Below are 22,594 nucleotides of genomic sequence, written 5' to 3' on the forward strand. Positions count from 1 at the left end.
GGGGGGCCCCCCCCCCAACACAAACAACAAAAAAAAAAAAAAAAAAAACTTTACAAAAAAAAAAACCCCCCCCCCCCCCCGCCCCGCCCCCCCGGGGGGGGGGGCCCCCCCCCCCCCCCCCCCCCCCCGAGGGGTCAGCTGGTGTCAGCTGGTGGGGAAGGTGTCCGGGGTGCTGATGCGGCTCTTGAGCAGCGCCCCCGATTCCGTCAGCACACCGCCGCTGCTGTAGTCGGTGCCGTTGCAGGTGCCGGGCTTGAACGCCGCACTGCCCTCATTGGCATCGGAGTAGGTCCAGTTGGCGTAGCCGATCTTCAACTGGTCCAGCAGGTCCAGCCAGGCCGTGGAGCTGGCGCGGTCGACCGCTCCCCCGCCGGTGTAGGTCACCGTTCCGAACTCGGTGACGAACAGAGGCAGCTTCGTCGCCGCACGGCTCACCGCGGCGCGGTAGTTGTCCTTGTGGCTGGCGGCGTAGAAGTGGAACGCGTACATGATGTTGGTGGCGTTGACCGGGTTGTTGATGATCTCCGACTCGCTGGAGCCGTCCGAGACGCCCAGCGAGGACCAGCCGCGGGTGCCGACGATGATGACGGCGTCCGGGTCGGCGGCCCGGATGACCGGGATGACCTGCTCGGCGTAACTCTTAATGGCCGCCCAGCTCACGCCGTTGGGCTCGTTGGCGATCTCGTAGATCACGTTCTTCTTGTCGGCGTTGCGGGCGGCAACGGACGCGAAGAACGTCTTGGCCCGCTCGAGGTTGTAGTTCGGGTCGCCCGGCGTCAGGGTGTGGAAGTCGATCATGGCGTACATGCCGCGCGCCTCGGCCATGTCAACGAGGCTGTTCACCCGGCTGGTGAAGCCCGCCGGGTCGGTCTCGTAGCCGCCCTCCTGCACGTACATGGCGATGCGGAACAGATCCGACTTCCAGTCCTTGGCCAGCGCGTCCAGGGAGGCGTTGTTGTAGCACTTGTTGAACCACTGGATGCCGTGCGTGCTCATGCCGCGCAGCTGGATGGGGCGGTTGTACTGGTTGCACAGGTACACGCCGCACACCTTGAGCTGCCCGTTGATGCCGACCGGGGTACCGGTGGGCGGGTCGGGATCCGGGTCCGGCGGGGGCTCCTCGCCACCGACGGAGCCGGTGCAGGCCACGCCATTGAGCGTGAAGGCGGCGGGCTTCGGGTTGGCGCCCGTGAACGTTCCGGTGAAGCCCAGGTCGGCGGTGCCGCCGGTGGCCAGGGCGCGGTTCCAGTCGACGTTGGTGACGCTGACCGCGGAGCCGGACTGCGACCAGGTGCCGTTCCAGCCCTGGGTCACCTTCTGCCCGCCGTCGGACCAGGTCCACTTCAGGGTCCAGCCACTGATGGGATCACCCAGGTTGGTGACCTTCACCCCGGCCTGGAACCCACCCGACCACTGGTTCGTGATCGTGTAGTCCACCTTGCAGCCCGTGGCGGCCGCCGCCGGTGGGCTGACGAGAACGGTGAGGCCCAGGACCATCGCGCAGGTCGCCAGTAGGGCCAGTAGACGTTTCACACTCTCTCCTCGTTTGCCGATAGAGCTTGAAATGGGAGCGCTCCCAAAACAGGGTGGGGATGGGTTCCCCCCTGTTCGCTGTGTGGCGGATCAGGCCGGGGGCGTGCCCCAGGCCAGGGTCGTGCCCGTGTACGCGGGAACGGCCGGGGCGTCGGTGTACGTCGTCGAGGTCGTACGGCTGTAGTCGTTCGTCTCGTTGAAGTTCGACCAGTCCGCCTTGCTCATCCGCAACTGGATGTCACCGGTGTTGCCGCCGGTGACCAGCGAGCCGCCCGTGAAGCTCACCTCCAGATAGGCGTCCGCGCCCGAGACGGCTGTCGCCAGCGGCACGACCCGCAGCTTGACCTGCGCGCAGCCCACGGCCGCGTAGTCGCACCAGGCGCTCACGGAGGACGATCCGTCGCGTGTGAAGTAGTAGCGGACCGTGACGGCGTCGAGTTTCACGGCGGAGCTGCCGGTGTTCGCGACCTGGAGCGAGGGCCGGATGGCGTTGTCCGTCGCGGAGCTGTCGTTGTTCTTGTACCGCACCTTCACGGCCCCGGACGGGGTGTCCGACGACTGCGTGGTCACGCTCAGCGCCGCCGAGGGAGCGGAGACGTTGCCTGCCGCGTCCCGGGCCCGCACGGTGTAGCTGTACGCCGTGGAGGGCGAGAGCCCGGTGTCGGTGTAGGTCGCGCCGGTCACCGGAGCCGCGTTCACCTTGGTCGTGCCCCGATAGACGTCGTACCCGGTCACCCGGGTGTTGTCGGTCGACGCCGTCCAGGACAGCGAAACGCTGGTGGAGGTCTTGGCGGTGCTGGCCAGGCCGGTGGGGGCGGTGGGCGCCTGGGTGTCCTCGGGGTCCGTCGGCCCGTCGTACACGCCGCTCAGGCTGATGCCGGTGGTGCTGCCGGTACCGCCCAGCGGAACCTCGTGGTCGAGGCTGACGAACTTGCCGCCGTGCTGCCACAGCGCCGGCTTGAGCAGAGCGTATTTCTCCTCGTCCCAGGACTTCCAGTCGCCCAGCAACAGGCCGCCGGTGTCACCGGAGTTGGGGTTGAGGCACCAGAACGTCTGGTGAATCCGGTGCTCGACGATGAGGTCCCGCAGTGCCGTCATCCACTTCTGGTTCGGGCCGCCGTCGAGGAAGCCTCCCCACTCGCCGATCACCAGCGGGGCTTTGTTCTCCTTGTGCAGGTAGAGCCAGTTGGGGTCCCATACGTCGCGCTCGAGCGTGGTGCGGTTCCAGTCACCGGTGAACCACGGCTGCTGATGGACCAGCGGCCCGTAGTCGTGCGGGGAGTACACGAGCTGGTCGTTGTGCGCCCCGAGGTCCACGGGATGGTCGCGGACACCGCGCAGGTTTCCGCCCCACCAGGTCGAGTGGTAGTCGGTGCCAGTGGTGGAGGTCCAGCTCACACCGGCCTTGGGATAGATCTCGATGCCCTCGCAGAGCACCAGCAGGTTGGGGTTGATGGCGAGCATCCGCTTGCCCGCGGTCTCGCACACGTGCTTGAAGTTGTCCTGGTCCGTCGAACCGTCCCACTTGGCCCGCGGGGACGTGCTGGCCGTGCCGTGCGGCTCGTTCTTGACGTCCATGGCGACCAGGGTGTCGTCGTTCTTGTAGCGGGTGGTCACCCACTCCCAGGCGGTGTAGAAGTCCTCGGAGGTGATGGTGCCCTTCCACCACACCGGGTAGACGTGGCCGGAGTTGTCGGCCTCCGCGCTGTGCACGTCCAGCATGACCTTGATGCCGTACCGCTTGCACAGGGCGAGCCAGTGGTCGAAGACCTCAAGGGAAGTCTTGCCCGCGATCTCGGGGTTGGCGTAGGCGTTGACACCGCTCGGGACGGCGGCCTGGCCGTTCTTCCACTCCAGAAGGAGCTGGGTGGAGATGGGCACGCGGACGATGTTGATGCCGCGGTCGGCCATCGACTTGGTGATGTCGATGATGTTGCCGGACCACAGTCCGTGGAAGACCCGTTCGCCGGCGTTGAAGCCGAACCAGTTGGTGCCGGTGAGCCAGACCTCGTCGCCGTTCGCGTCAACGATCTTGTTGCCCTTGGTGTGCAGCCAGTCGTCGCCGGGTGCGGCGACGGCCGCCTCACTGCGCGCGGGGGCCGGGCGCTCCTCCGCCCCGAGCGCTGGGCCGGTCCCGAACAGCAAGCCTGTGGTCAACGCCGCAGCGAGCACCACCGAGATGCGCCGCAATGGCCGACTGCGGCCCCGTCTTGATGACAGTCCCACGATGTCCCTTTCTGTCGCACGGCCGGAACAAGAAGCACGGAACAGCGATGGGAGCGCTCCCAAAATTGCGCGCTGTTCATGAAGCCAGGTGCCTTGAGGGCTGTCAACCTTTTGAACCAAAGCGGCCAACTTGCTTTGCGGCGGGGGGTGTGACGGCGGCTGCCGGACGAGCGGCGGGGGCGGCTGGTGACGGCCGTGGAGGAACGCGGTCCGAGGCGCGGGGAGTTCGGGCCGGCGCGGGGGCGGTCGCCGATCAGCGAGCTACGGTACGTGCGATGCGTTACGCGACGTCACGAGTTCATCGCCCCGGGCGTCCTCTCGGCCCGCCCCGCCGTCGGCAGAAGGGGGTACCCGCGCTGGTGCTCGCGTGAGGCGGCGTGCCGCCTACGCGCCCCGCGTCCGTTCGGGGTGGCCGCTCGCGCTCGCGTCGTTCTCCGCCTCTCGCCTCGGCGGCAAGCCGCGGGAAGGCCCTCGTTCCGCTTCCGCACGCGGCCGGTTGCGGTGGGTCAACGCCCCTGTAGAGCAAGCGCTGTCTGGCCGGGCGATCAGCGGTCAGCTCCACTGCGCTCGGCGCCCGCCGCGGCCGGTGGGCGAGCAACTGGTGCGTGCGGCACCGCCTGCCTGCGGGCAATCGCATGCCGGTCGCGGGCGGCGTTGGCGTCACATGCACGCTGGTCCGACTGCCAACCGGCCTCTTGTCCATGGCTTCAAGACATCAACGAGAACCTCACGCAGTACAGACGGGCCTCTCTGGCCGACTGGCAGGCGCTGCCCGGGGATGCACGGCAATAGCGGGCTCGGCGTAGGCGCCGTTACTGGCCCCAGGAATGAAGCGCTCGCCGTCGGGGCCGTGTCGCGGTCGGGGCATGCAACTGGTTCGGGGAGCGGACCGCGGACAACGCGATCGTTCGCGGCCCGCACCCTCGTTGCATCGACCCCTCGATCTGCCGCCGACGACGTCTGAGAGCCACCTGGCCCTGCCGTGCGGATGATCAACACAGCGGAGACCCGCGGGCTGGTGGCCCGGGCGCAGGACCACACATCCGGAAACCGGCGGTGACGTGTCATTCCGAGGCGCGAAGCGAGGACGCGCCGCTGGTGGCGCCGCTTGGCACCCGGTCTTCAAGTGCCGCGCGCATGGTGAGCAGCCGGCGGTTTTGGAGGTTGCTGTAGTAGATCATCCACCCGATGAACGCCACGCTGAGCACGGACAGGCCGATGGTCTGTCGCGGCCCCTGAGTGAGAGCGGTCCCCACGGTGACCGCGGTGAAGAGCGCGCCGAGGAAAATCAGCGCGGCCACGCGGTGCCGGGTGCGGTGCAGCCGCTGCGCGACCAGATCACGCATCGCGCTCTGCTCTCGCGGGTCCTGCGGCACGTCGCCCTTGCGCAGCTTCTGGTCCAGGGATACGAGGTCGTTCGTCTTCCCGCCCGCGGCTCGCTTCTCCTTGCGGCGCGCGATCACCACGATGCAGACTCCGCCGATAGACATGATGGCGGTACGCAGCACCACGGTCCCGAACGAGCGCCCTGGATAGAGCAGCATGACCAGCACACTGGCGGCCAGGATGGACAGGGCGATCTGTGCCCACAGGTGCCGCGCCAGGAAATCCCGGATCCGTTTCATGCCCTGCCTCCTTCAGCTGTCAGATCCGCTTCCTGCGCTTGTGGCCTGCCAGCACCATGGCGCACGCGGCCGCCAGAAGGACCCAGGCGACTGCGCAGTAAGCCCAGGCCGTTGTCCCGCGTGCCGCTCCGACCGAGCTTGCGGCCGCCCACAGGGCGAGTACGACACACAGGCAGGTCCATGCGATGTCGGCGAGCCGGACACGCAGCTGGGCACGCTGAGCGGTTCCGCGTTCCAAGGTGCCGAGCCTTCGTTTCGCGGTCTTATCCCGCCATTCCACGAGCCGTCACTCCCCTCGTCCGAATCTGGACTTGTCGAATACCCGGGCTCTGTCACCACACGCACCCAAACGGCCCCCCATATACGGAAGTTGAACGTCCAGTTGATGAGGGCACGCGGCCCTGCCCGTGCGTTGCACTACGGACGGGGCATCACCTGCTGATTGACCCACCAGATGATGGACGGATTGCACCAAGTGGCCGGTCAACTCGTCGCCCAGAATAGTAATCACACGGCGACCAGAGGCGCCGGCTACCAAGGGAGCACACTCGATGAGCAGCAGCCGTACCCACTTTGCACCGGTCGTGACCCGGGCCGCTGAGGCGGAGACGACGAGCGACCCCAGCAGTGAGATGTCGCTGCTGGCGGACTCCGGAACGACAGGCGGGCTGCTGACCAGTTACCGCTCGACCTTCGCCGAGGGAGCGGTAGGAGCACCGGCACACTTCCACACGCGGGCCGCGGAGATGTTCTTCGTCATCGATGGATCCCTGCGCGTCCTGCTGGACGAAACGATCACCGTGCTGAGCGCGGGTGACTTCCTGCTCGTACCGCCGCATACGCCACACGCTTTCGCCGCTGCTCCGGGGTGCACGGCGGACGTGCTGTTCACCTTCACTCCGGGGATGGCACGCTTCGACTATCTCCGGCTGTTGGGACGGGTGATGCGCGGCGAGGCCGACTTCGAGGAGATCAAGGCGTCCTCGGAGCGCTACGACAACCACTACGTCGACAGCCCCGTGTGGAACGCTGCGCTGACCACCGGCTGAAGCCGCCGCCTCCGACTCGTGCTCTTGCTCTTGCTCTTGCTCTTGCTCTTGAGATGCCTCGCCCTACGGTCGGTGGCAGCCCGACTGTTCGCCAACCCCCTGAATCTCCCCGCCGACAGCGACCACTGACTTCCGTCGCCTCCGCAGAGCCCCGCCCGCTCTCCCACCACGCCGGTCCACCGCGCTTCGGGACCCTGCGCCTCGTCCCGGACACGGCCGTGCCCCCGGGCATCCGAACAGGACGCCTCGGGGAACGGGCGGGGTGAGTCGGTCAGCAGCCGGGGATGCCGGGGGCCGGGTCGGCGCCCACGTTCACGTTGCCGCCCCACACCCACGCGTTGCTGCGGTCGTAGCCCTGGACGGTGCCGCGGTACCAGACGTTGGTGGTGTATCCGCCCGCGGTGACTCTGTCGCCATCGAGCCAGCAATCGATGCTGGCCGGGGTCACCTGCGACGTGGTGCCATATATGAGGGCGCGGGTGAAAGGGCCGCTCCGCACGTTGCTGTTCGCCTGCACAGTCGTCGCGTAGCCACTGGTGCCGGTGGGCGCGGCCTCGGCGGTCCCGGCGATGCCGAGCGTGGAGACGGCCACGCCGAGCGCGAGGCCAGCGGCCGCGGTCGACACACTTCGCCTTGTCATGGGTGTATTCCTCGGTTCGATTCGGTTCGGCATCAGCAGGGGTTGATGCCGGGAGCCGGGTCGGCGCCCACGTTCACGTTGCCGCCCCACATCCACACGTTGCTGTAGATGTGGCCGATGTCGTAGTCGATGACGGTGCCGTAGTACCAGACGTTCGTGCCGTAGTTGCCGACCGTCACGTACTGTCCGCGTGTGTAGCAGGCGATGCCGGCCTCGGTCACCTTCGTCGTGGTGCCCCAGATCCGGCTGCTGGTGTTGGGGGCGTCGCGCAGGTTGCTGTTCGCCTGCACGGTCGCCGCGTAGCCGTCGTTGCTGGAGGTGGCCTCGGCGGTCCCTGCGGCGCCGAGCAGGGAAAGCGCCGCGCCGAGCGCCAGCCCGGCAGCCGCGGTCGACACACTTCGCCTGGTCATGGGTGCTCCTCGGTTCGGTGTTGGAATCAGCGGCATCAGCGGCATCAGCAGGGCGCGACGTCGGGGGACGGGTCGGTGCCGACGTTGACGTTGCCGCCCCACAGCCACACGTTCTTGTAGAAGTGCGCCGGTGACGCGTCGTCATCGAAGACGTTGCCGTAGTACCAGACGTTGGTGCCGTAGTTGCCGACCGTCACGTGCTGGCCGCGCGTGTAGCAGTGGATGTACGCCGTGCTCAGGAACTCGGTGGTGCCGACGAGCCGGCTGTTCGTGGTGGCGGCCTCCCGGATGTTGCTGCCGGCCTGGACCGTGGTGTTCACGCCTTGCGCGGCGGCCTCCGCACTGCCGGCCGTACCGAGCAGGGAGACAGCCGCGCCCAGCGCCAGTCCCACTGCCGCCAGCTTGGATCGCATCGCCATCGTTTTCCCCTTTGCCGTTCTGCCGTGGATGTTTGCTGTTCGGCTCTGTGACGGAAGGGGCGGTGCGTCCGTATGACAGTGTCACGGGCCACCTTCGCGAACTTTTTCCTGTCAGAACGCGCAGTCGCTGACGCCTGCCAGGTGCTCGTCCCCCGTGATGTACACGTTGTTCACCCAGCCCCACTGCTGGCTCAGTGATTCCAGGAAGCCGGAGTCGCTGTTGAGTGAGCTCCAGCTCGGCTCGCCTGCTTTTGGCATTGACGTCCTCCCGGGGCTAAAGGCCCGGGATTCCAATCTGCTCCTACCGCGATGACGCGGTGGGTAGCTCTTGGTGGGTTCCTGTTTCGCTGCGCGGTGCGGGCACGGCTGCCCGTCTGACCTGCGCTCCACAGGCTGATACCGCCAGTCCGGCGGCCTTGGCGACGTTGACGGCCGCGTTCACATCCCGATCGAGGACGGTCCCGCACGCCGAGCACGTCCAGACGCGGACGTTCAGGGGCTTGGGGCCGTCCTTCACGCCGCAGGCGGAACACACCTGGGAAGTCGGCTCGAAACGGCCGATCTTCACCAGGGTGCGTCCGTACCGGGCGGCCTTGTACTCCAGCATGGCCACGAACGCCGACCACCCGGCATCGTGAACGGACTTGGCCAGGCGCGTGCGAGCGAGCCCTTTCACGCACAGGTCTTCCACGGCGATCGCTTGGTTCTCGCGGATCAGCTGTGTGGAGAGCCGGTGGTGGAACTCGCGGCGTGCGTCGGCCACACGCGCGTGAGCGCGGGCGACCTTCACCCTGGCCTTGCCCCGGTTGCTGGAGCCCTTCTCCTTGCGGGACAACTCCCGCTGGGCCTTCTTCAGCCGCTTCTCCGCCCGGCGCAGAAAGCGTGGGCTGTCAACCTTGCGACCGTCGGAGAGAACGACGAAGTGCCCCAGGCCCAGATCGATGCCGACCTCGGCCGTCGTTGCGGGCAGCACCTCTGCGGCGCCGGTCTCGACGACGAAGCTGGCGAAGTACCGGCCGGCCGCGTCCTTGACGACCGTCACCGTGGACGGCGTCGAGGGCAGCGACCGGGACCACTTCACCTTGAGGTCGCCGATCTTCGGCAGGCGCAGCTTCCCGCCCGGCGTGATCCGCCACGAGGCGTTCGCGGTGAAGCGAATCGACTGCCGGCTGTCCCGTTTCGATTTGAACCGTGGCGCACCCATGCGCGGGCGTTTGCCCTTGAGGCCGTCGAAGAAGTTCCGGTACGCGGTCTCCAGGTCCCTCAGGGATTGCTGGAGGACTACTGAGGACACCTCGCCCAGCCAGACCCGCTCCGGCGTCCTCTTCGAGGCCGTCAGGTTCTTGGACAGCTGTGCCAAGGTGACGAACCCCAGCCCCGTCGCGCGGGCCTCCTCGCGGACGCGCAACGCGTCGTTGAAGACGACTCGCGCACACCCGAACGCCTGCGCCAACGCCGTGCGCTGACCGGCACTGGGGTACAAGCGGAAGCTGTACCGAAGCTGCACAACAATCACTCTATCGGCGCGGAGTCATGAACGAGGAATGCTTGACGCGCTGCGAAGAAGTCATACACAAAGTGCGCAAGGACTTCAACGCAGAGCTCAAGGACCGCTTCTCATCCTGTGGTTCGAGGGTGATGACGGCCGGTGGCCGGGTCCCGTGACGCGGCAGGGCTCCTGATCGTTGCGGCTGGTGATCACACTCGCCAACGTCTCGACACAGGAACCCTGTTGGTCCCGTATCGTGCCATGCTCGACGTCCCTCACGACGTCGTTGAGCACGTTTCCTGGCTCATCTACGCCCGAGTGTGAGCTGAACTCCCGCTGGCGCAGGCTGGGCTGCTTCCGGCAGGCTCTGCTGGTCCTGGTTCACCTGCGCAAGAACGAGACTCTGGCCCAGGTCGCCGCGGGGTTCGGCGTCTTAACCGCCACCGCCGGCCGGTACGTGAGCGAGACGGTCGACCTCCTCGCCGAACGCGCCCCGACCTGCACGAGGCCCTGCGCGAAGCCGCCGCCGGAGGGCTTCGTCATCCTTGACGGCACCCTGATCGCCACCGACCTATCGCGGCGGACGAGCCGTACTACTCAATGAACCACCGCCGCCACGGGATGAACGTGCAGGTCGTGACCGCCCCGGACGGAACACCCCCGGTGGATCTCGCGAGCGTTGCCCGGCCGCACGCACGACCTGACCGCAGCCCGCGCACACGGTGTGATCCACCCCTGCCTGTCCCGTCAGCTCCTCGTCCTGGCCGACCGCGCCTACCAGGGCGCCGGCACCACCGTCCGCACCTCCCTACTACCGCCACCACAAACTTCCCGAGCACTACCACCAGTACAACCAGGACCATGCCCGGCTGCGAGCACCAGACGAACGCGCCTTCGCCCGCCTCAAGCAATGGCAGACCCTCCGCAAGGCCCGGTGCAGCACCAACCGCATCGGGCGCACGGTCGCTGCCGTTCACGCCATCGAGATCGCCTGGCGCTCAAGATGAGAAGTGTTCAAGGAGTTCAACGGCAAATTCGACCACGTCCACCTGCTCGCGCACTACCCGACGTAAGTCGCACTCGCCAGCCTGGTCAACAGCCTCAACGGCGTGCCCTCCCGCTGCCTGCGCGCGGAGTTCACCGGTAGGGCCAACCGGGCGATCATGCACGCCGGTTCTCGTCGCCCTTCTACTTCGCCGACTCATGCGGCGGCGCGCCGCTCCAGCTGTTCAAGGACTGCATCGCACAGCAAAAGCGCCCGGACTGAATGCCGCCAGCCATGGGCGCGGGCAGGCAGGGCACATCCATGCCCACGGTTGAGGCCAGAGCAGTCCAGAAGTGCGATTCCCCCGGCCTGAAGACCGCGACACCCTCGCAACAACAGGGGCAGTGGTCGCGGGCGGCGGGTGCCGCGCCGTACACACCAGCGACGGGGGGTGGTCGCCTCTCGTATGAGTACGGCGGCTGCCTCAGTCCCCCGCACCGCTCCGTGGCTCCAGCGCTTCGCGGGTGCCGAGCCGGTGGAAGATTTCGTACGCCTCCTGCTCGAACTCGCGTCCCGTTTCGGTCTCGCCCTGGGCCAGTGCGGCGCGGGACAGGTCCCGCAGGGTGCGGGCGCGCCACAGCGGCAGTTGCAGCTGGTCCCACAGGACGAGGGCCTGTCGCAGGGTCTCGGTCGCCGTCTCCCAGTCGGACGCGGCGAGGTGCCACTCGCCGATGGTGCGCAGGACGAGGGCCTCGCCGAACATGTCCTGACGCTCGCGGGTGATCTCCAGGCACCGGTCGAGCCGCTGCCGGGCCTCGGTCATCCGGCCCTGCCGGAACTCGACCTTGGCCAGGGACTGGCTCGCGTACATGATGCCGTAGGCGTCGTCCGTCTCCTCGAAGATGGCGAGGGACTGCCGCAGGAGGGTCTCGGCAGCCGCCAGGTCACCCCGCGCCCGGTGACACAGGCCCAGTGAGCGCAGCGCGAGCGCCTCGCCGTGCCGGTCCCAGGCGGTGACGTAGAGCTGGTGGGCGCGGGAGAGGGCCTCCCACGCCTGGTCGTCGCGGCCCTGTTCACGGTGGACGTAGCCGATGCCGTACAGCACATGGGCCATGGACGAGGTGTCTTCCGGCTCCCGGTACTGTTCGAGCGCCGAGGTCAGCAGGGGCAAGGCCTCGTCGAAACGGGCCTGTTCGCGGCGGGCCGCACCCATTCCGGCGCGCGCGTCCGCGCAGCCGATGCGTACGGATCGCTCCTCGAACAGCCGCAGCGCCAGGGTGAAGAACGTGTGCGCCTCGTCGAATCGGTCCTGCTCCAGGCGGAGTTGGCCGAAGCCGTTCAGCAGCCAGGCCTCGCCCTCGACGTCCCCGCCACGCCGTACCGCCGCCAGGGCCACGTCGTGGGAACGGGACCATGCGTCGAACTGGTTGTAGAGGGCCACGGAAGCGGCCATGAGGGTGGCGGCGAGTTCGCGGGCGGCGTCGAACATGCCGTGGTCCGCGCAGTGGATGACGGCGGCCAGCAGACACGGCTGCTCAGCGGCGAACCACGCGGCCGGCTCGTCCGTCAGGTGGGCCAGCGTGTGCGTCGGTAGGGCCGACGACCCGTCCGAGACGCGCGCGGCCCAGCCCGCGGTCCGGTCCGATCCGCCCGCGACCTCCGCCGAGCCCTCCACGCCGCGCGCCGCCGCTTCCACCCCGTGCGCCGCCCCCTCCACCTCCCACGCCTGCGCGCCCCCGCCCCGTGCCAGCGCGGCCGTCGTGGTGACCGAGAGGAGCCGGGACGCGCCGCCCGGTCCGTGGGCCGCCGCGACGCGGGCCATGTCCAGCCAGCGGGCGACCAGTCTGCGGACCGCCGTCTCCCGTTCCTCCCTGGACTCGTCGGCCAGACAGCGCTCCCGGGCGTACTCGCGCGCCAGGTCGTGGATGCGGTAGCGCGTTCTGCCCGTCTCGTCGGTGGCCACGACCTCCACGAAGTGGCAGTCCACGAGTTGTTCGACCGCGTCCTCCGCGTCGTCCTCGCTCACGTCCAGGAGTGGCCCGGCGACCCACGCGGCGAAGTCGGGCAGATCCATCAGGGCCAGCCGGCGCAGGGCGCGCTGCTCCTGCTTGTCCAGGTCCGCGTAGCCCAGTCCGAGGCTCGCACGCACTTCCAGGTCGCCGGCCTGCAGTTCGTCCAGCCGGCGGCGCTCGTCCTTCAGGCGTGACGCGAGCCGCGCCGGTGTCCAGTGGGGGCGCGCGGCGAGACGGGCACCGGCGATCCGGACGGCGAGCGGAAGCCGACCGCACAGCGCGACGATCTCCGTGGCACGTTCGGGCTCCAGGGCGGGCCGGGCCGGGCCGGCGACGCGGGCCAGCAGGTCCAGTGCCTCCGTCTCGGACGGGACCCCCAGATCGAGGTGGGCGGCGCCCTCCAGTGCCATGAGGCGGCGGCGGGCGGTGATCAGGACGGCCGAGCCGCCGCCCGGCGGGAGCAGCGGGCGCAGCAGTGACTCGCTGACGGCGTTGTCGAGGATGAGCAGGACCCGGCGGCTCGCGATGTGCGTGCGGTACAGCCCGAGGAGGTCCTCCTCGTCGCGCGCCGGGCTCTCCGGGTCCACCCCGAGGGCGCGCAGCAGTCGGGTCAGGGCGTCCGCGGTCCGTACCGGCTCGGAGTCCGAGGCACGCAGGTCCACGAAGAGCTGTCCGTCGGGGAAGAGCGCGGCGGTGCGGTGGCCCACGTGGACGGCCAGGGCGGTCTTGCCGGTGCCCGACCGGCCGGAGATCACCCCGATGGGCGGTGCGGTGCGCTGCGGGTTGCGGACCTCTTCCAGAAGGGCGGTCGCCCAGGCGGTCTGTTCGGTGCGGCCTATGAAGTCGGCCACGTCGGGCGGGAGTTGGTTGGGCGCCGGATGACGGGTGTGGTCGTGGGACCGCTCGGAACGGTGGGTCGCCGGTGTGTCCTCGTGCGTGCGCGGGGGAGCCACCGCTGGGGCGGGGGCGGGTCTCTTCCCGGCGGGCGCGGCTCTGCGGGCAGCCGGTGCTCCCAGCACCGTCGTGTCGGCGCGGAGCAGGGCCTGGTGCAGCGCGCGCAGTTCCGGGCCGGGGTCCACGCCCAGTTCGGTACGGAGCAGGCGGCGGCCCTCGTCGTAGCAGCGCAGCGCGTCGGGCATCCGGCCGGCGCGGAAGAGGGCGGTCATCAGCTGGCCGCGCGGGCGTTCCCGGAGGGGGTGGGCGGCGACGTGGGCGACGAGTTCGGAGATGAGATCCGTACGCCGGTCCAGGTCGAGTTCGGCGGAGAAGCGGAACTCCGCGGCCTCCAGCCGGAGTTCCTTCAGGCGCATGGCCTCGACACGGGCGAAGGACTGGCCGAGCCCTTCCAGGGCGTCCCGGCCTCGCCACAGGCGCGACGCCGCCTGCAGGATCTCGACAGCCTCCTCGGCCCGCCCCTCGGTGGCCGCCCTCCGGCCGGCCGCGAACGCCTCCTCGAAACACCGGGCGTCGACGGCGGAGGGCGGGAACTCGGCGACGTAGCCCGGGGAGCGGGTACGGATGGCCTCCGCGCCCTCCGTACCGGCCAGGGACCGGCGCAGTCCGGAGACGTGTGAGGCGACGAGGGCCCGTGCGGTGGCGGGTGGTTCCTCCTCCCAGACCAGATCGACCAGCCGCTCGACGGAGAGCACTTCACCGAGATGCACGACGAGAGCCGCGAAAATCGCGGTCGGTTTGGCGCCGTTCAGCGCGATCCGGTGTCCCCCGCTCACCACCTCGACCGGACCCAGAAGGCAGACGTCCACCGTGTCCCCCGATTTCACGTTTCCGCAGTCAGGGACAACTTATCGGCCCCCAGGGACCCTCACGCCGGAAACCGGAGTGCCGGTTTCAGGGTTGACCGATGTGGCGTACGGGGTGGCCGGAACCCGTCGGGTCTGCCGGTGCGGAGCGGCCCGTTCCGGGCGCCACATGCACCCCGGTGCGGGTGGACCGTTCCGGGCACCGCATGCACCCCGGTGCGGGTGGACCGCTCCGGGCACCGCATGCTCCCGGTGCAAGTCGCCCGTTCCGCGCGCTGCATGCGCTCTGCAGAGGATCTGCATCGATCCTGCATCGCCCGGCTCAACGCTGTGAGCGTGACGGACATCATCCTGCTCTCGGACCCCCGGGTCTCCGCCACGCGTGTCACCGAGAACGGTGAACCCCTGGTCGACGCCCGGGAGTTCGCCGCACTGCGGGTCGACACGCGGAAGACGGACGACGACGGCTCGTACGCCCATCTCAGGGCCGACGTACTGCGCCGGCTCCTGCTCGCCCAGGACGCGCTGCCCCCGGGCATCCGCCTGCTGATGGTGGAGGGCTTCCGGCCGCCCGCCCTGCAGCGCCGCTACTTCGAGGAGTACGCGGCGACGCTGCGCGCGGCGCATCCGGACGCCGGAGCGGACCGGATCCGCGACCTGGCGAGCGCGTACATCTCGCCCCCGGAGGTCGCACCGCACGTCAGCGGCGGCGCGGTGGACCTGACGCTGTGCACGGACGACGGTGCCGAACTGCCTCTCGGCACCGAGGTCAACGCCACCCCCGAGGAGAGCGAGGGCGGCTGCCGCACCGCCGCGCTCAACATCGACGCCGACGCCCGCGCCAACCGGGCGGCGATGGGCCGGGCCATGACGGCGGCGGGGTTCGTCAACTACCCCACCGAGTGGTGGCACTGGTCGTACGGGGACCGGTACTGGGCGCTCCTGACGGAAGCGCCGACGGCCAAGTACGGTCCCGCCTCCCTGAGCCCAACCACAGTCTGAGACAGCCGGACCCGGGGGATACACCGTGGAGAACACCTGCATCGCGACGACGCTGTCCACGTCGTCCAAGACGTCCGACACTACGACGCCGAGCACGAACAGGGGCACGAACACGGCGGCCTTCGCCAGCCACATGACCGCCGCCGAGTTCGACGAGGCGTTCACCGCCGTGATGCCGAGGCTGCGGCGCAGACTGCTGGCCCTGACCGGCAACCCGCACGACGCCGACGACCTGCTCCAGGAGACCTACCTGAGACTCTCCCGCCGCGCACGTGCCCACACCCTGACGCGTCAACAGCAGCCGTACGCCTACACCTGCGCGGCGGCGCTGAACCTGCTGCGCGACCTGTGGCGGCACCCCTCGCGTCAGGAGCGCTGCACCGACCGGCTGCCGGAACACGGCTGGGACGGCGGCTTCGCGAGCCGGGAGGCCGAGGCGGTGACGGCCGCGCTGCTGCGCGGGCTGTCTCCCAAGGAGGCGGCGGCCGTGATCCTGGTCGACATCGAGGGCCTGACCCACGACATGGCGGGGGAACGGCTCGGCGCCCACCGCGGCACGGTCCAGCGCAACCGTATGCGCGGGCTGGCCAAGATCCGCGCCGCGCTGGACACATAGGACCTCTTGGACACATAGGACGCGTTGGACACACAGGAACCGACCGCCGCACCAGCCGCCTCCTCCACGACGGCAGCACGAGGGCAGTCCGACCAACTGCCGGACGCCGCCGACCCGTACAGCACCCACGTACATCGCACCGACCACACCAGGGGGAACCCATGCGCCGTACCAACCGCACTCTCGCGACCGCGGGAGGACTGCTGCTCGCCACCGCACTGACCTGTACCGGTACGGCGATGGCCGCCTCGTCGCCGGTCTCCTCGACGGCCGTGGCCGCCGCCGACTGCCGTCCCCTGGTGGACGCGTCCGCCCAGGCACAGGCGATCGTCAACGCCGCGTGCTCACAGATCGGGGTGCCGTACTCGTGGGGCGGTGGCTCCGTCCACGGGCCGACGTACGGTCAGGACTACCCCGGCGGCGGTCCCGGCGCCCACGACAGCCAGGTGAAGGGCTTCGACTGCTCGCACCTGGTGCAGTACGCGGCGTGGCAGGGAGCGGGCATCGCCCTGCCCGAGGGGACGTGGAACCAGGCCAAGTGGAGCGGTGCCACCGCCCGGTTCTCCCGCGCCCAGGGGATCGCTCCGCTGCAGCCGGGCGACCTGCTGCTGTGGGGGTCGGACCCGGCCAACCTCGGCAGCGTCCACCACATCGCCATCTACCTCGGCAACGGCAAGATGGTTGAGGCCCGGGAGTCCGGGACGCTGGTGATGGTCAGTGACGTACGGCTCAACTCCCAGTACGCGGGGGCTATGCGGATCGTCGGCGGCGAGCAGCCGCCCGCGGGCACCAAGCGGTTCATGACCTGGGGCACCGATGTGAGCCTGCGTCCTGATCCCAGCACCCGGCAGCCTCCCGTGGGTCGGCTGCCCGGCCCCACGGCCGTGGACGTGCTCTGCCAGACACACGGCGAGTCGATCACCGCCGAGGGCTACACCAACGACGCCTGGTCCTACCTGCCGAAGTACAAGGCCTGGATCTCGAACATCTACATCAACGACCCGGCGGCCTGGCTGCCCGGGGTCCCCACCTGCTGATCCACAGGGCCGGCGCGCCACATCCCGCACACACCTGACACCTCGCATCCGACATCTCGCACCCGACATCCCTCACAGAGGAGACTCCGTCATGCGCACACTCAAGCGCAGCAAGTCCATCGGCCTGTTCATCGCCACCGTCGCCGCGGCCGGGCTGGTCCCGCTCGCGGCCGGCACGGCCGACGCCGCCCCGGTCGCCGCAGCCGCGGCCGCCGGTTCCTGCCCGACCGCCGGCACCGTGACCCAGTGGTACCACTCCGGCCACGACGGCGTCGACATCGCCAACAACCGCGGCACGCCGATCTACTCCACCGGGGCCGGCACCGTCATCGTCTCCGGCACCGCCAGCGGCTACGGCCAGTGGATCCGCATCAAGCACGACGACGGCACCGTCACCGAGTACGGCCACATGTACGAGCGTCTGGTCTTCGTGAACCAGCGGGTGAGCAGCGGCCAGCTGATCGCCCGCATGGGCTCCGAGGGCCAGTCCACCGGGCCCCACCTGCACTTCGAGGCGCACGCCTCCACGGCCAGCACCCGGGGCATGGACCCCGGTCCCTACCTGGCCGCGCGCGGTGTGAGCCTGCCGTGCACCCCGGGCGCCGGAACGCCCAGCACCAACTTCACCACCTGGGGCACCTCGGTCCGCGTCCGGACGGAGCCGCGGCTGAACGCGGGGGTCGTGCGCACGCTGACCGGCCCGACCGCGGTCTACGTGCAGTGCCAGACCCGCGGCGACTCGGTCACCGCCGAGGGCTACACCAACGACGCCTGGTCCTACATCCCGGCACTCGGCGGCTACATCACCAACATCTACATCGACCACCCCGACGCCTGGCTGCCGGGAGTGAACCAGTGCTGACCGCCACCTTGAGCCGCTTCCGCGCCGGTACAAAGGGGGCCGCAGCGGTCGCGCTGGCCGCCGGGCTGCTCCTCTCCCCCGCCCTGACCTCGTCCGCGCAGGCCGCCGACTCGGCGCCCTGCACCCCTGACCCGAACTACAAGGGCTGGTTCCGGTGCCCGATCTGGGGCTCGAACATCAACCTGCGTTCCGCCCCCGATCCGCAGGCCCCGGTCACCGCCACGTCGCCCGACGACGGCTTCCTCATGGTGCTGTGCCAGGTCAAGGGCGGCCGTGCGACCTACGGCGACTACTGGCACACCTGGTGGGTGAAGACCCCGGCGGTGGGCATGGCCCCGTCCTCGTACATGAGTGAGATCTTCCTCGTCGGAGGCGGCAACGACGAGCGGGATTCGGGTCTGCCGAACTGCTGAGCGACGACCCGCGCCGACCGGATGCCCCGGGACCACGACAGGTCCCGGGGCATCCGGCGTTTCGGGCTCTCATCCACCATCTGGGCTCTCATACGGCACGGGACGTGCCCCCGTCCTACGTGTGGTGTGAGCGACGCACATCCGGCTCCGCCTCCATCTCCATCTCCACCACCCCCCTCTCCACCGATCCTGAGGACAACCATGATCACCTTGAGCAGCGCACGGGGCGCGGCGCGGGCGGGCGTGCTGACCGCCGCCTTCGCCGCGCTCCTGTGCACCACCGCGACCACCGTCTCCGTCGCGTCCACCGAGTCCCCCTCGCCGCGCCCCGCGGCGGTGCAAGCCGACGTGCCGGCCGGGGTGACGGCGGGCGTCGCCGTCTTCGACCGCCAGACCGGCACCTTCACCGAACAGCTGAACACCTCCGCGCAGTTCAGGTCCGCGTCGGTGGTGAAGCTGCTGATCGCCCTGGACGTGCTCTGGAACCGCAGCCCCGACGCCCTGACGGCCACCGACCGGGCTCGGATCGACACCATGCTGCGCGGCAGCGACGACACCGCCGCGAGCACGTTCTGGTCGAACAACGGCTCCGGGGCGATCATCGACCGGATGGTCACCCGGCTCGGCCTGACGGACACCGCCCGCCCGCCGTCGACCCACCCCGGCTTCTGGGGCTACACGGCTCTCTCGGCCCGAGACACCGTGAAGATATACCGCCATCTGCTGGACTCCGCCCCGGCGGCGACACGCGACTACCTCCTCGGCAACCTGCGGCAGTCCACCCGCTGCGCCACCGACGGCTACGACCAGCACTTCGGCATCGCTGGCTCCTTCAACCGCCCCTGGGCCGTCAAGCAGGGCTGGTCGGGCTTCAGTTCGGGCGGCTGTACGGCACCGACGTCGGCGGCCGCAAAGGCCGCTGCAGCCGATGAGGCCGCTGGGGAACCGACGGGAACGTCCGCCGCCCCGACGCCGGCGGGCGCCGACGCCGTGGACCTCTCCCGTCCGGCACTGCACTCGACGGGTGTGGTGGGCGCGGGTGACCGTTCCATCGTGGCGGTCTTCACCCTGCACGCCGGCGGAACGTCCTACGGCAAGGCCTACACGGACATCGGCCGGCTGACCCGTTCGCTGAACGTCCCCGGCGCCTCCCGCCCCGCCGGTACGTGGATCGGCACCTGGGGCAGCGGGGTCCGGGTCCGTACCCAGGCGACGACCGACTCCGGGGCCATCACCACCCTGCCCGCCGGAGTCGAGGTCCTGGTCGGCTGCCAGAAGCGCGGCCAGCAGGTCAGCCAACCGCCCTACGTCAACGACTGGTGGGCCCAACTGCCGCAGTACGGGGGCTACATGACCAACATCTACCTCAGCGTGCCGGACAACCAGGTGCCCGGAGTCCCGGTCTGCTGACCGGGTGGGGGAACGGGTCGGCGCTCATACGGCGAGCGCCGATTCGCCGGCGTGCTGGGGGGTGCGCCGGCGGCCGCGGCCGGGTCAGCCCGTGCTGAAGTCGGACGGCAACTGCGACGATCTCGTCCGCGGTCTCGGTCCATGCGTAGGGCTGATCAGACGCGCAGGGTGACGCCGTAACGGGTCCTCATCCGCCGCAGTTCCCACAGTGCGACGGCCGTCACCGACAGCGGTCCCCCCAGCATGGAGGAGAACTGGACGACGGGCGGGCCTCCCGGCATGCCGGTGTCGATGAGGTTGAAGGCCGCGAACACCCACACCAGCGCCAGGGTGAGGATGGGCGGCAGCATGGGGTGTACCTGGGCGCTGTTGAAGGTACTGCGGGCCGAGTACAGCGACGCCAGGAAGAAGAAGGGGAGACCCCACAGGATGACGATGAGCGCGGCGACAGCCCATGCGTATTCCCACAGGCTCCTCCCGTCGTGGGCATCGATCTGGGGCGCGAGAACAAGGACTCCGCCGATCACGGCCAGCGTCAGCACGTACCACCCGACCGCCTTGAGCGGTGCGCGCAGCCGGGAGCGCAGATGCGGTCGCTGGTGCGGGGGCGCGTAGTAGATGAATCCGAGGATGACCAAAGGCCCGGCGATGAGCAGCACGAATGGCGCGACGATGAGGTTGGCGACGCCGCCCCAGGCCGCGTCCTCCCAGCGGTCGCGGTCCGCGTTGTAGGCGAGGACCAGGGCGATGGTGGCGGCAGCACCGAGCACCGTGCGGGCCAGTTGGACCCGGTCCACGACCCGGTCCACGATCCGGCCTTCGCCTTCCTGTGCGAAGAGCCTGGTGGCGACGCGGTGCGCGGAGCGCAGGATCGCGGAGACCAGCCCGAAGAGTGAGAGGTACGACAGGCAGCCGCGGGAACGCCGGACGGCGGGCCTCGCGAACTGGGGATCGTAGGGATAGGGAGGCTGGTTCGGGTACGGGCCCGGATTCGGTGGTGGTGGACCATACGGGCCGCCCTGCGGTGATCCGTAGGGAGCACCCGAACCGCCCATGCCTCCTGGTCCGTTGCCGTCAGCTTGACCGGGGCCGTGACCCGGCCCCCATGCCCCCGTAGCCATGCGACTCCCCGTTCTTCTCGCTCACTTGCTGTGGGCGTCCTGCGATGCCACGCGGCAGTGTAGTGACACAACCCGCGACAGAGGCCGCGCTCGTTGCCGATCGCGCCACCTGGGTACAACCGCGCCGTGGCGTCGACGCGCTGGCGAGCTGGCTGAGCTGGCTGAGCTGGGTATATCCCGCGACCGCGAGAGCGTGGATCGCCGGCGCCCCAGTCCACGAGAAGGCGCTGCGCTTCCCCGCCGCGATCTCCTGGAGCCCGGGTGTCACTGGCACCTGCTCCTGGGCCTCCGAGGGGGGCGGTGTAGACCGGCGGCAGGGCGACGGCCGGATGCGGTCCCGCTCAGGATCCCCTCACCCCACACCGAGATCATCTGCGACGCGAAGCAGGCGCATCCGGCCGCTTCCACAACACCGCCTAGCTGGCGTGATCCCGGGCAGAAAGGGCACGCGGTCCAGCAGATCGCAGTCCTACGACGTCTCAGCGAGGTCCGGGAGTCCGTCATGGTCATTGCCGCCTGTGCCGTCCTGGCCGTACCGGCCTTCCTGCCCCCTTGTGTCTCCGCATCCGCACAGCGGCGCGAACCGCAGCCATGGCCCCGGCTGGCACGCCCGGCCGCAGGCGCCCGGCACACTGGAGAGGCTGCGAAGTACGCCCTTCAGCTCCGGCTCCCGCGCGGTCGGCCGCAGCAGTTCCGCTGGCCCCGGGACCCGCCGCCCTCTTCCGTAATGCCTTGTGAGCCCCGGCCGCCGCGGCGGCCGTCCTCCAGCCACACTCGCCGACGCGTCGGGCGCACACCGTCCGCGTCGGCACCCAGGAACAACCGGGAGATATGTCATGCCAGAGAACGACGACGCGGCCCGTTCGCATGAGGACGACGCGACGACAGCCGAAGAGGACCTGCTCGACGGCCTCAGCGTCGACGAACGGCGGCCGGAGAAGCCGATCCTCCTCGAAGCCGACGGAAGTCCTCTGGACACCTGGCGGGAGAACTATCCCTACGACCACAAGCTGAAGCGGTCCGAGTACGAGCGGACCAAGCGGGTCCTGCAGATCGAGCTATTGAAGCTGCAGCGCTGGGTGAAGGAGACCGGCCAACGGGTCGTCGTGCTGTGCGAGGGCCGTGACGCAGCCGGCAAGGGCGGCACGATCCAACGATTCACCGAGCGGCTCAACCCGCGAGGCGCCCGCGTCGTGGCGCTGGAGAAGCCGACCGAACGGGAACAGGGCCAGTGGTACTTCCAGCGCTATGTGACCCACCTGCCCTCCCGTGGTGAGATCGTCTTCTTCGACCGCTCCTGGTACAATCGGGCCGGCGTCGAGCGCGTCATGGGCTTTTGCACAGAGGCCGAATACCGCACCTTTTTGGAACAGGCCCCCCTCTTCGAGGAAATGCTGACCAAAGACGGCATCCTGCTCGCAAAATTCTGGTTCTCCGTCTCCCAATCCGAACAGCGCACCCGTTTCGCCATCCGGCAGGTAGACCCGGTACGCCGCTGGAAACTCTCGCCCACCGACCTCGCCTCGCTCGACCGCTGGGACGACTACACCAGAGCCAAAGTCGACATGTTCCGAGCCACCGACACACCCCACGCCCCCTGGACCGTGGTCAAAAGCAACGACAAACGCCGCGGCCGCCTCGAAGCCATGCGCAGCCTGCTCTACCGCTGCGACTACCCCGCCAAAGACCACACCGCCGTAGGCAAACCCGACCCCCTCATCGTCGGCGCCGCCGACACCCTGCTCGAACCCGACGAAGAACCCACCGACCTCTCCCCCACCCCCCTCGCCGGATACGACCAACGCCCCGGCCAGCACCCCGAAAACCCCTGACCAGCGAAATCGGCGCCAGCCCTGGCAGGCGCCGGAGAGGCGTTGCCCTGCGCTTCTGTTCGGCGACGCCTCCGGAACGAGCCGGTGAATGGGGATCACGGGCAGCTCGGCGCCATGTCGCGGGTCGTGATGCACAGGAGCAGTCCTCCAGAT

19 protein-coding genes and 1 pseudogene are annotated in these 22,594 nt (G+C 69.3%); 10 read left to right on the forward strand and 10 right to left on the reverse strand.

What is annotated here, in order from left to right; all coding sequences use genetic code 11:
* Positions 1–144 precede the first annotated feature (144 nt).
* The 3 genes from ACFYW5_RS33100 to ACFYW5_RS33110 form a co-directional block, all read right to left on the reverse strand.
* Entirely contained in the window at positions 145–1,533 is a 1,389-nt protein-coding gene (locus tag ACFYW5_RS33100; protein ID WP_389420830.1) for a cellulase family glycosylhydrolase, read from the reverse strand.
* A 90-nt stretch (positions 1,534–1,623) separates the two neighbouring features.
* The gene (locus ACFYW5_RS33105; protein ID WP_389420831.1) at positions 1,624–3,690 is read right to left on the reverse strand and encodes a cellulase family glycosylhydrolase; all 2,067 of its coding nucleotides are present in this window, start codon (positions 3,688–3,690) and stop codon (positions 1,624–1,626) included.
* 1,133 nt (positions 3,691–4,823) lie between these two features.
* Positions 4,824–5,384: a hypothetical protein gene (locus tag ACFYW5_RS33110; RefSeq protein WP_389420832.1), complete on the reverse strand. Its 561-nt coding sequence runs from the start codon at positions 5,382–5,384 to the stop codon at positions 4,824–4,826.
* Between the two features lie 551 nt (positions 5,385–5,935).
* On the opposite strand from ACFYW5_RS33110, the gene ACFYW5_RS33115 reads away from it, so the two are divergent.
* Positions 5,936–6,433 carry a cupin domain-containing protein gene (locus tag ACFYW5_RS33115; protein ID WP_389420833.1) on the forward strand — a complete coding sequence of 166 codons (498 nt, stop codon included), beginning with the start codon at positions 5,936–5,938 and terminating at the stop codon, positions 6,431–6,433.
* 271 nt (positions 6,434–6,704) lie between these two features.
* Here the strand turns inward: ACFYW5_RS33115 and ACFYW5_RS33120 are convergent, their stop codons facing one another.
* From ACFYW5_RS33120 to ACFYW5_RS33140, 5 genes are all read right to left on the reverse strand, one after another.
* Positions 6,705–7,073 carry a hypothetical protein gene (locus ACFYW5_RS33120; RefSeq protein ID WP_389420834.1) on the reverse strand — a complete coding sequence of 123 codons (369 nt, stop codon included), beginning with the start codon at positions 7,071–7,073 and terminating at the stop codon, positions 6,705–6,707.
* A 32-nt stretch (positions 7,074–7,105) separates the two neighbouring features.
* Positions 7,106–7,483, reverse strand: coding sequence for a hypothetical protein (locus ACFYW5_RS33125; protein WP_389420835.1), 378 nt, complete (start codon positions 7,481–7,483; stop codon positions 7,106–7,108).
* 44 nt (positions 7,484–7,527) lie between these two features.
* Positions 7,528–7,902, reverse strand: a complete 375-nt coding sequence (locus ACFYW5_RS33130; protein WP_389420836.1) for a hypothetical protein — start codon at positions 7,900–7,902, stop codon at positions 7,528–7,530.
* 111 nt (positions 7,903–8,013) lie between these two features.
* Positions 8,014–8,160 (reverse strand): hypothetical protein, encoded by a 147-nt coding sequence (locus ACFYW5_RS33135; protein WP_389420837.1) that lies wholly within the window; start codon positions 8,158–8,160, stop codon positions 8,014–8,016.
* 43 nt (positions 8,161–8,203) lie between these two features.
* Positions 8,204–9,409 (reverse strand): RNA-guided endonuclease InsQ/TnpB family protein, encoded by a 1,206-nt coding sequence (locus ACFYW5_RS33140; RefSeq protein WP_389420838.1) that lies wholly within the window; start codon positions 9,407–9,409, stop codon positions 8,204–8,206.
* Positions 9,410–9,652: 243 nt separating this feature from the next.
* Between ACFYW5_RS33140 and ACFYW5_RS33145 the strand changes: the two are divergent.
* Positions 9,653–10,398 (forward strand): annotated as a pseudogene (locus ACFYW5_RS33145) (transposase family protein).
* 462 nt (positions 10,399–10,860) lie between these two features.
* Here ACFYW5_RS33145 and ACFYW5_RS33150 read toward each other — a convergent pair.
* Positions 10,861–14,151 carry a BTAD domain-containing putative transcriptional regulator gene (locus ACFYW5_RS33150; protein ID WP_389420839.1) on the reverse strand — a complete coding sequence of 1,097 codons (3,291 nt, stop codon included), beginning with the start codon at positions 14,149–14,151 and terminating at the stop codon, positions 10,861–10,863.
* A gap of 333 nt (positions 14,152–14,484) precedes the next feature.
* Here ACFYW5_RS33150 and ACFYW5_RS33155 point away from each other — a divergent pair, with 333 nt between their 5' ends.
* From ACFYW5_RS33155 to ACFYW5_RS33180, 6 genes are all read left to right on the forward strand, one after another.
* Positions 14,485–15,150 carry a M15 family metallopeptidase gene (locus ACFYW5_RS33155; RefSeq protein ID WP_389420840.1) on the forward strand — a complete coding sequence of 222 codons (666 nt, stop codon included), beginning with the start codon at positions 14,485–14,487 and terminating at the stop codon, positions 15,148–15,150.
* A 133-nt stretch (positions 15,151–15,283) separates the two neighbouring features.
* Positions 15,284–15,766, forward strand: coding sequence for an RNA polymerase sigma factor (locus tag ACFYW5_RS33160; protein WP_389420901.1), 483 nt, complete (start codon positions 15,284–15,286; stop codon positions 15,764–15,766).
* Between the two features lie 161 nt (positions 15,767–15,927).
* Positions 15,928–16,803: a C40 family peptidase gene (locus tag ACFYW5_RS33165; protein ID WP_389420841.1), complete on the forward strand. Its 876-nt coding sequence runs from the start codon at positions 15,928–15,930 to the stop codon at positions 16,801–16,803.
* A 91-nt stretch (positions 16,804–16,894) separates the two neighbouring features.
* The gene (locus tag ACFYW5_RS33170; protein ID WP_389420842.1) at positions 16,895–17,665 is read left to right on the forward strand and encodes a M23 family metallopeptidase; all 771 of its coding nucleotides are present in this window, start codon (positions 16,895–16,897) and stop codon (positions 17,663–17,665) included.
* Positions 17,659–18,078 carry a hypothetical protein gene (locus tag ACFYW5_RS33175; protein WP_389420843.1) on the forward strand — a complete coding sequence of 140 codons (420 nt, stop codon included), beginning with the start codon at positions 17,659–17,661 and terminating at the stop codon, positions 18,076–18,078. Before ACFYW5_RS33170 ends, ACFYW5_RS33175 begins: the two co-directional genes overlap by 7 nt.
* Before the next feature lie 201 nt (positions 18,079–18,279).
* On the forward strand, positions 18,280–19,488 hold the full coding sequence (locus ACFYW5_RS33180) for an SH3 domain-containing protein (RefSeq protein ID WP_389420844.1): 1,209 nt from the start codon (positions 18,280–18,282) through the stop codon (positions 19,486–19,488).
* A 155-nt stretch (positions 19,489–19,643) separates the two neighbouring features.
* Here the strand turns inward: ACFYW5_RS33180 and ACFYW5_RS33185 are convergent, their stop codons facing one another.
* Positions 19,644–20,297, reverse strand: coding sequence for a hypothetical protein (locus ACFYW5_RS33185; protein WP_389420845.1), 654 nt, complete (start codon positions 20,295–20,297; stop codon positions 19,644–19,646).
* A gap of 641 nt (positions 20,298–20,938) precedes the next feature.
* On the opposite strand from ACFYW5_RS33185, the gene ACFYW5_RS33190 reads away from it, so the two are divergent.
* Both ACFYW5_RS33190 and ppk2 read left to right on the forward strand, forming a co-directional pair.
* Positions 20,939–21,337 (forward strand): DUF6411 family protein, encoded by a 399-nt coding sequence (locus ACFYW5_RS33190; protein ID WP_389420902.1) that lies wholly within the window; start codon positions 20,939–20,941, stop codon positions 21,335–21,337.
* A gap of 108 nt (positions 21,338–21,445) precedes the next feature.
* Entirely contained in the window at positions 21,446–22,441 is a 996-nt protein-coding gene (ppk2, locus tag ACFYW5_RS33195; protein WP_389420846.1) for a polyphosphate kinase 2, read from the forward strand.
* The last annotated feature ends 153 nt before the right edge of the window (positions 22,442–22,594 follow it).

It is taken from the genome of Streptomyces sp. NPDC002779, assembly GCF_042888685.1.
Taxonomy (GTDB): domain Bacteria; phylum Actinomycetota; class Actinomycetes; order Streptomycetales; family Streptomycetaceae; genus Streptomyces.

What these genes read in the sequence shown, in the direction of transcription:
- ACFYW5_RS33110 (WP_389420832.1), bottom strand. Translation starts at nt 5,384, where the DNA reads ATGAAACGGATCCGGGATTTCCTGGCGCGGCACCTGTGGGCACAGATC.
- ACFYW5_RS33115 (WP_389420833.1), top strand. Translation starts at nt 5,936, where the DNA reads ATGAGCAGCAGCCGTACCCACTTTGCACCGGTCGTGACCCGGGCCGCT.
- ACFYW5_RS33120 (WP_389420834.1), bottom strand. Translation starts at nt 7,073, where the DNA reads ATGACAAGGCGAAGTGTGTCGACCGCGGCCGCTGGCCTCGCGCTCGGC.
- ACFYW5_RS33125 (WP_389420835.1), bottom strand. Translation starts at nt 7,483, where the DNA reads ATGACCAGGCGAAGTGTGTCGACCGCGGCTGCCGGGCTGGCGCTCGGC.
- ACFYW5_RS33130 (WP_389420836.1), bottom strand. Translation starts at nt 7,902, where the DNA reads ATGGCGATGCGATCCAAGCTGGCGGCAGTGGGACTGGCGCTGGGCGCG.
- ACFYW5_RS33135 (WP_389420837.1), bottom strand. Translation starts at nt 8,160, where the DNA reads ATGCCAAAAGCAGGCGAGCCGAGCTGGAGCTCACTCAACAGCGACTCC.
- ACFYW5_RS33160 (WP_389420901.1), top strand. Translation starts at nt 15,284, where the DNA reads ATGACCGCCGCCGAGTTCGACGAGGCGTTCACCGCCGTGATGCCGAGG.
- ACFYW5_RS33165 (WP_389420841.1), top strand. Translation starts at nt 15,928, where the DNA reads ATGCGCCGTACCAACCGCACTCTCGCGACCGCGGGAGGACTGCTGCTC.
- ACFYW5_RS33170 (WP_389420842.1), top strand. Translation starts at nt 16,895, where the DNA reads ATGCGCACACTCAAGCGCAGCAAGTCCATCGGCCTGTTCATCGCCACC.
- ACFYW5_RS33180 (WP_389420844.1), top strand. Translation starts at nt 18,280, where the DNA reads ATGATCACCTTGAGCAGCGCACGGGGCGCGGCGCGGGCGGGCGTGCTG.
- ACFYW5_RS33190 (WP_389420902.1), top strand. Translation starts at nt 20,939, where the DNA reads ATGCGGTCCCGCTCAGGATCCCCTCACCCCACACCGAGATCATCTGCG.
- ppk2 (WP_389420846.1), top strand. Translation starts at nt 21,446, where the DNA reads ATGCCAGAGAACGACGACGCGGCCCGTTCGCATGAGGACGACGCGACG.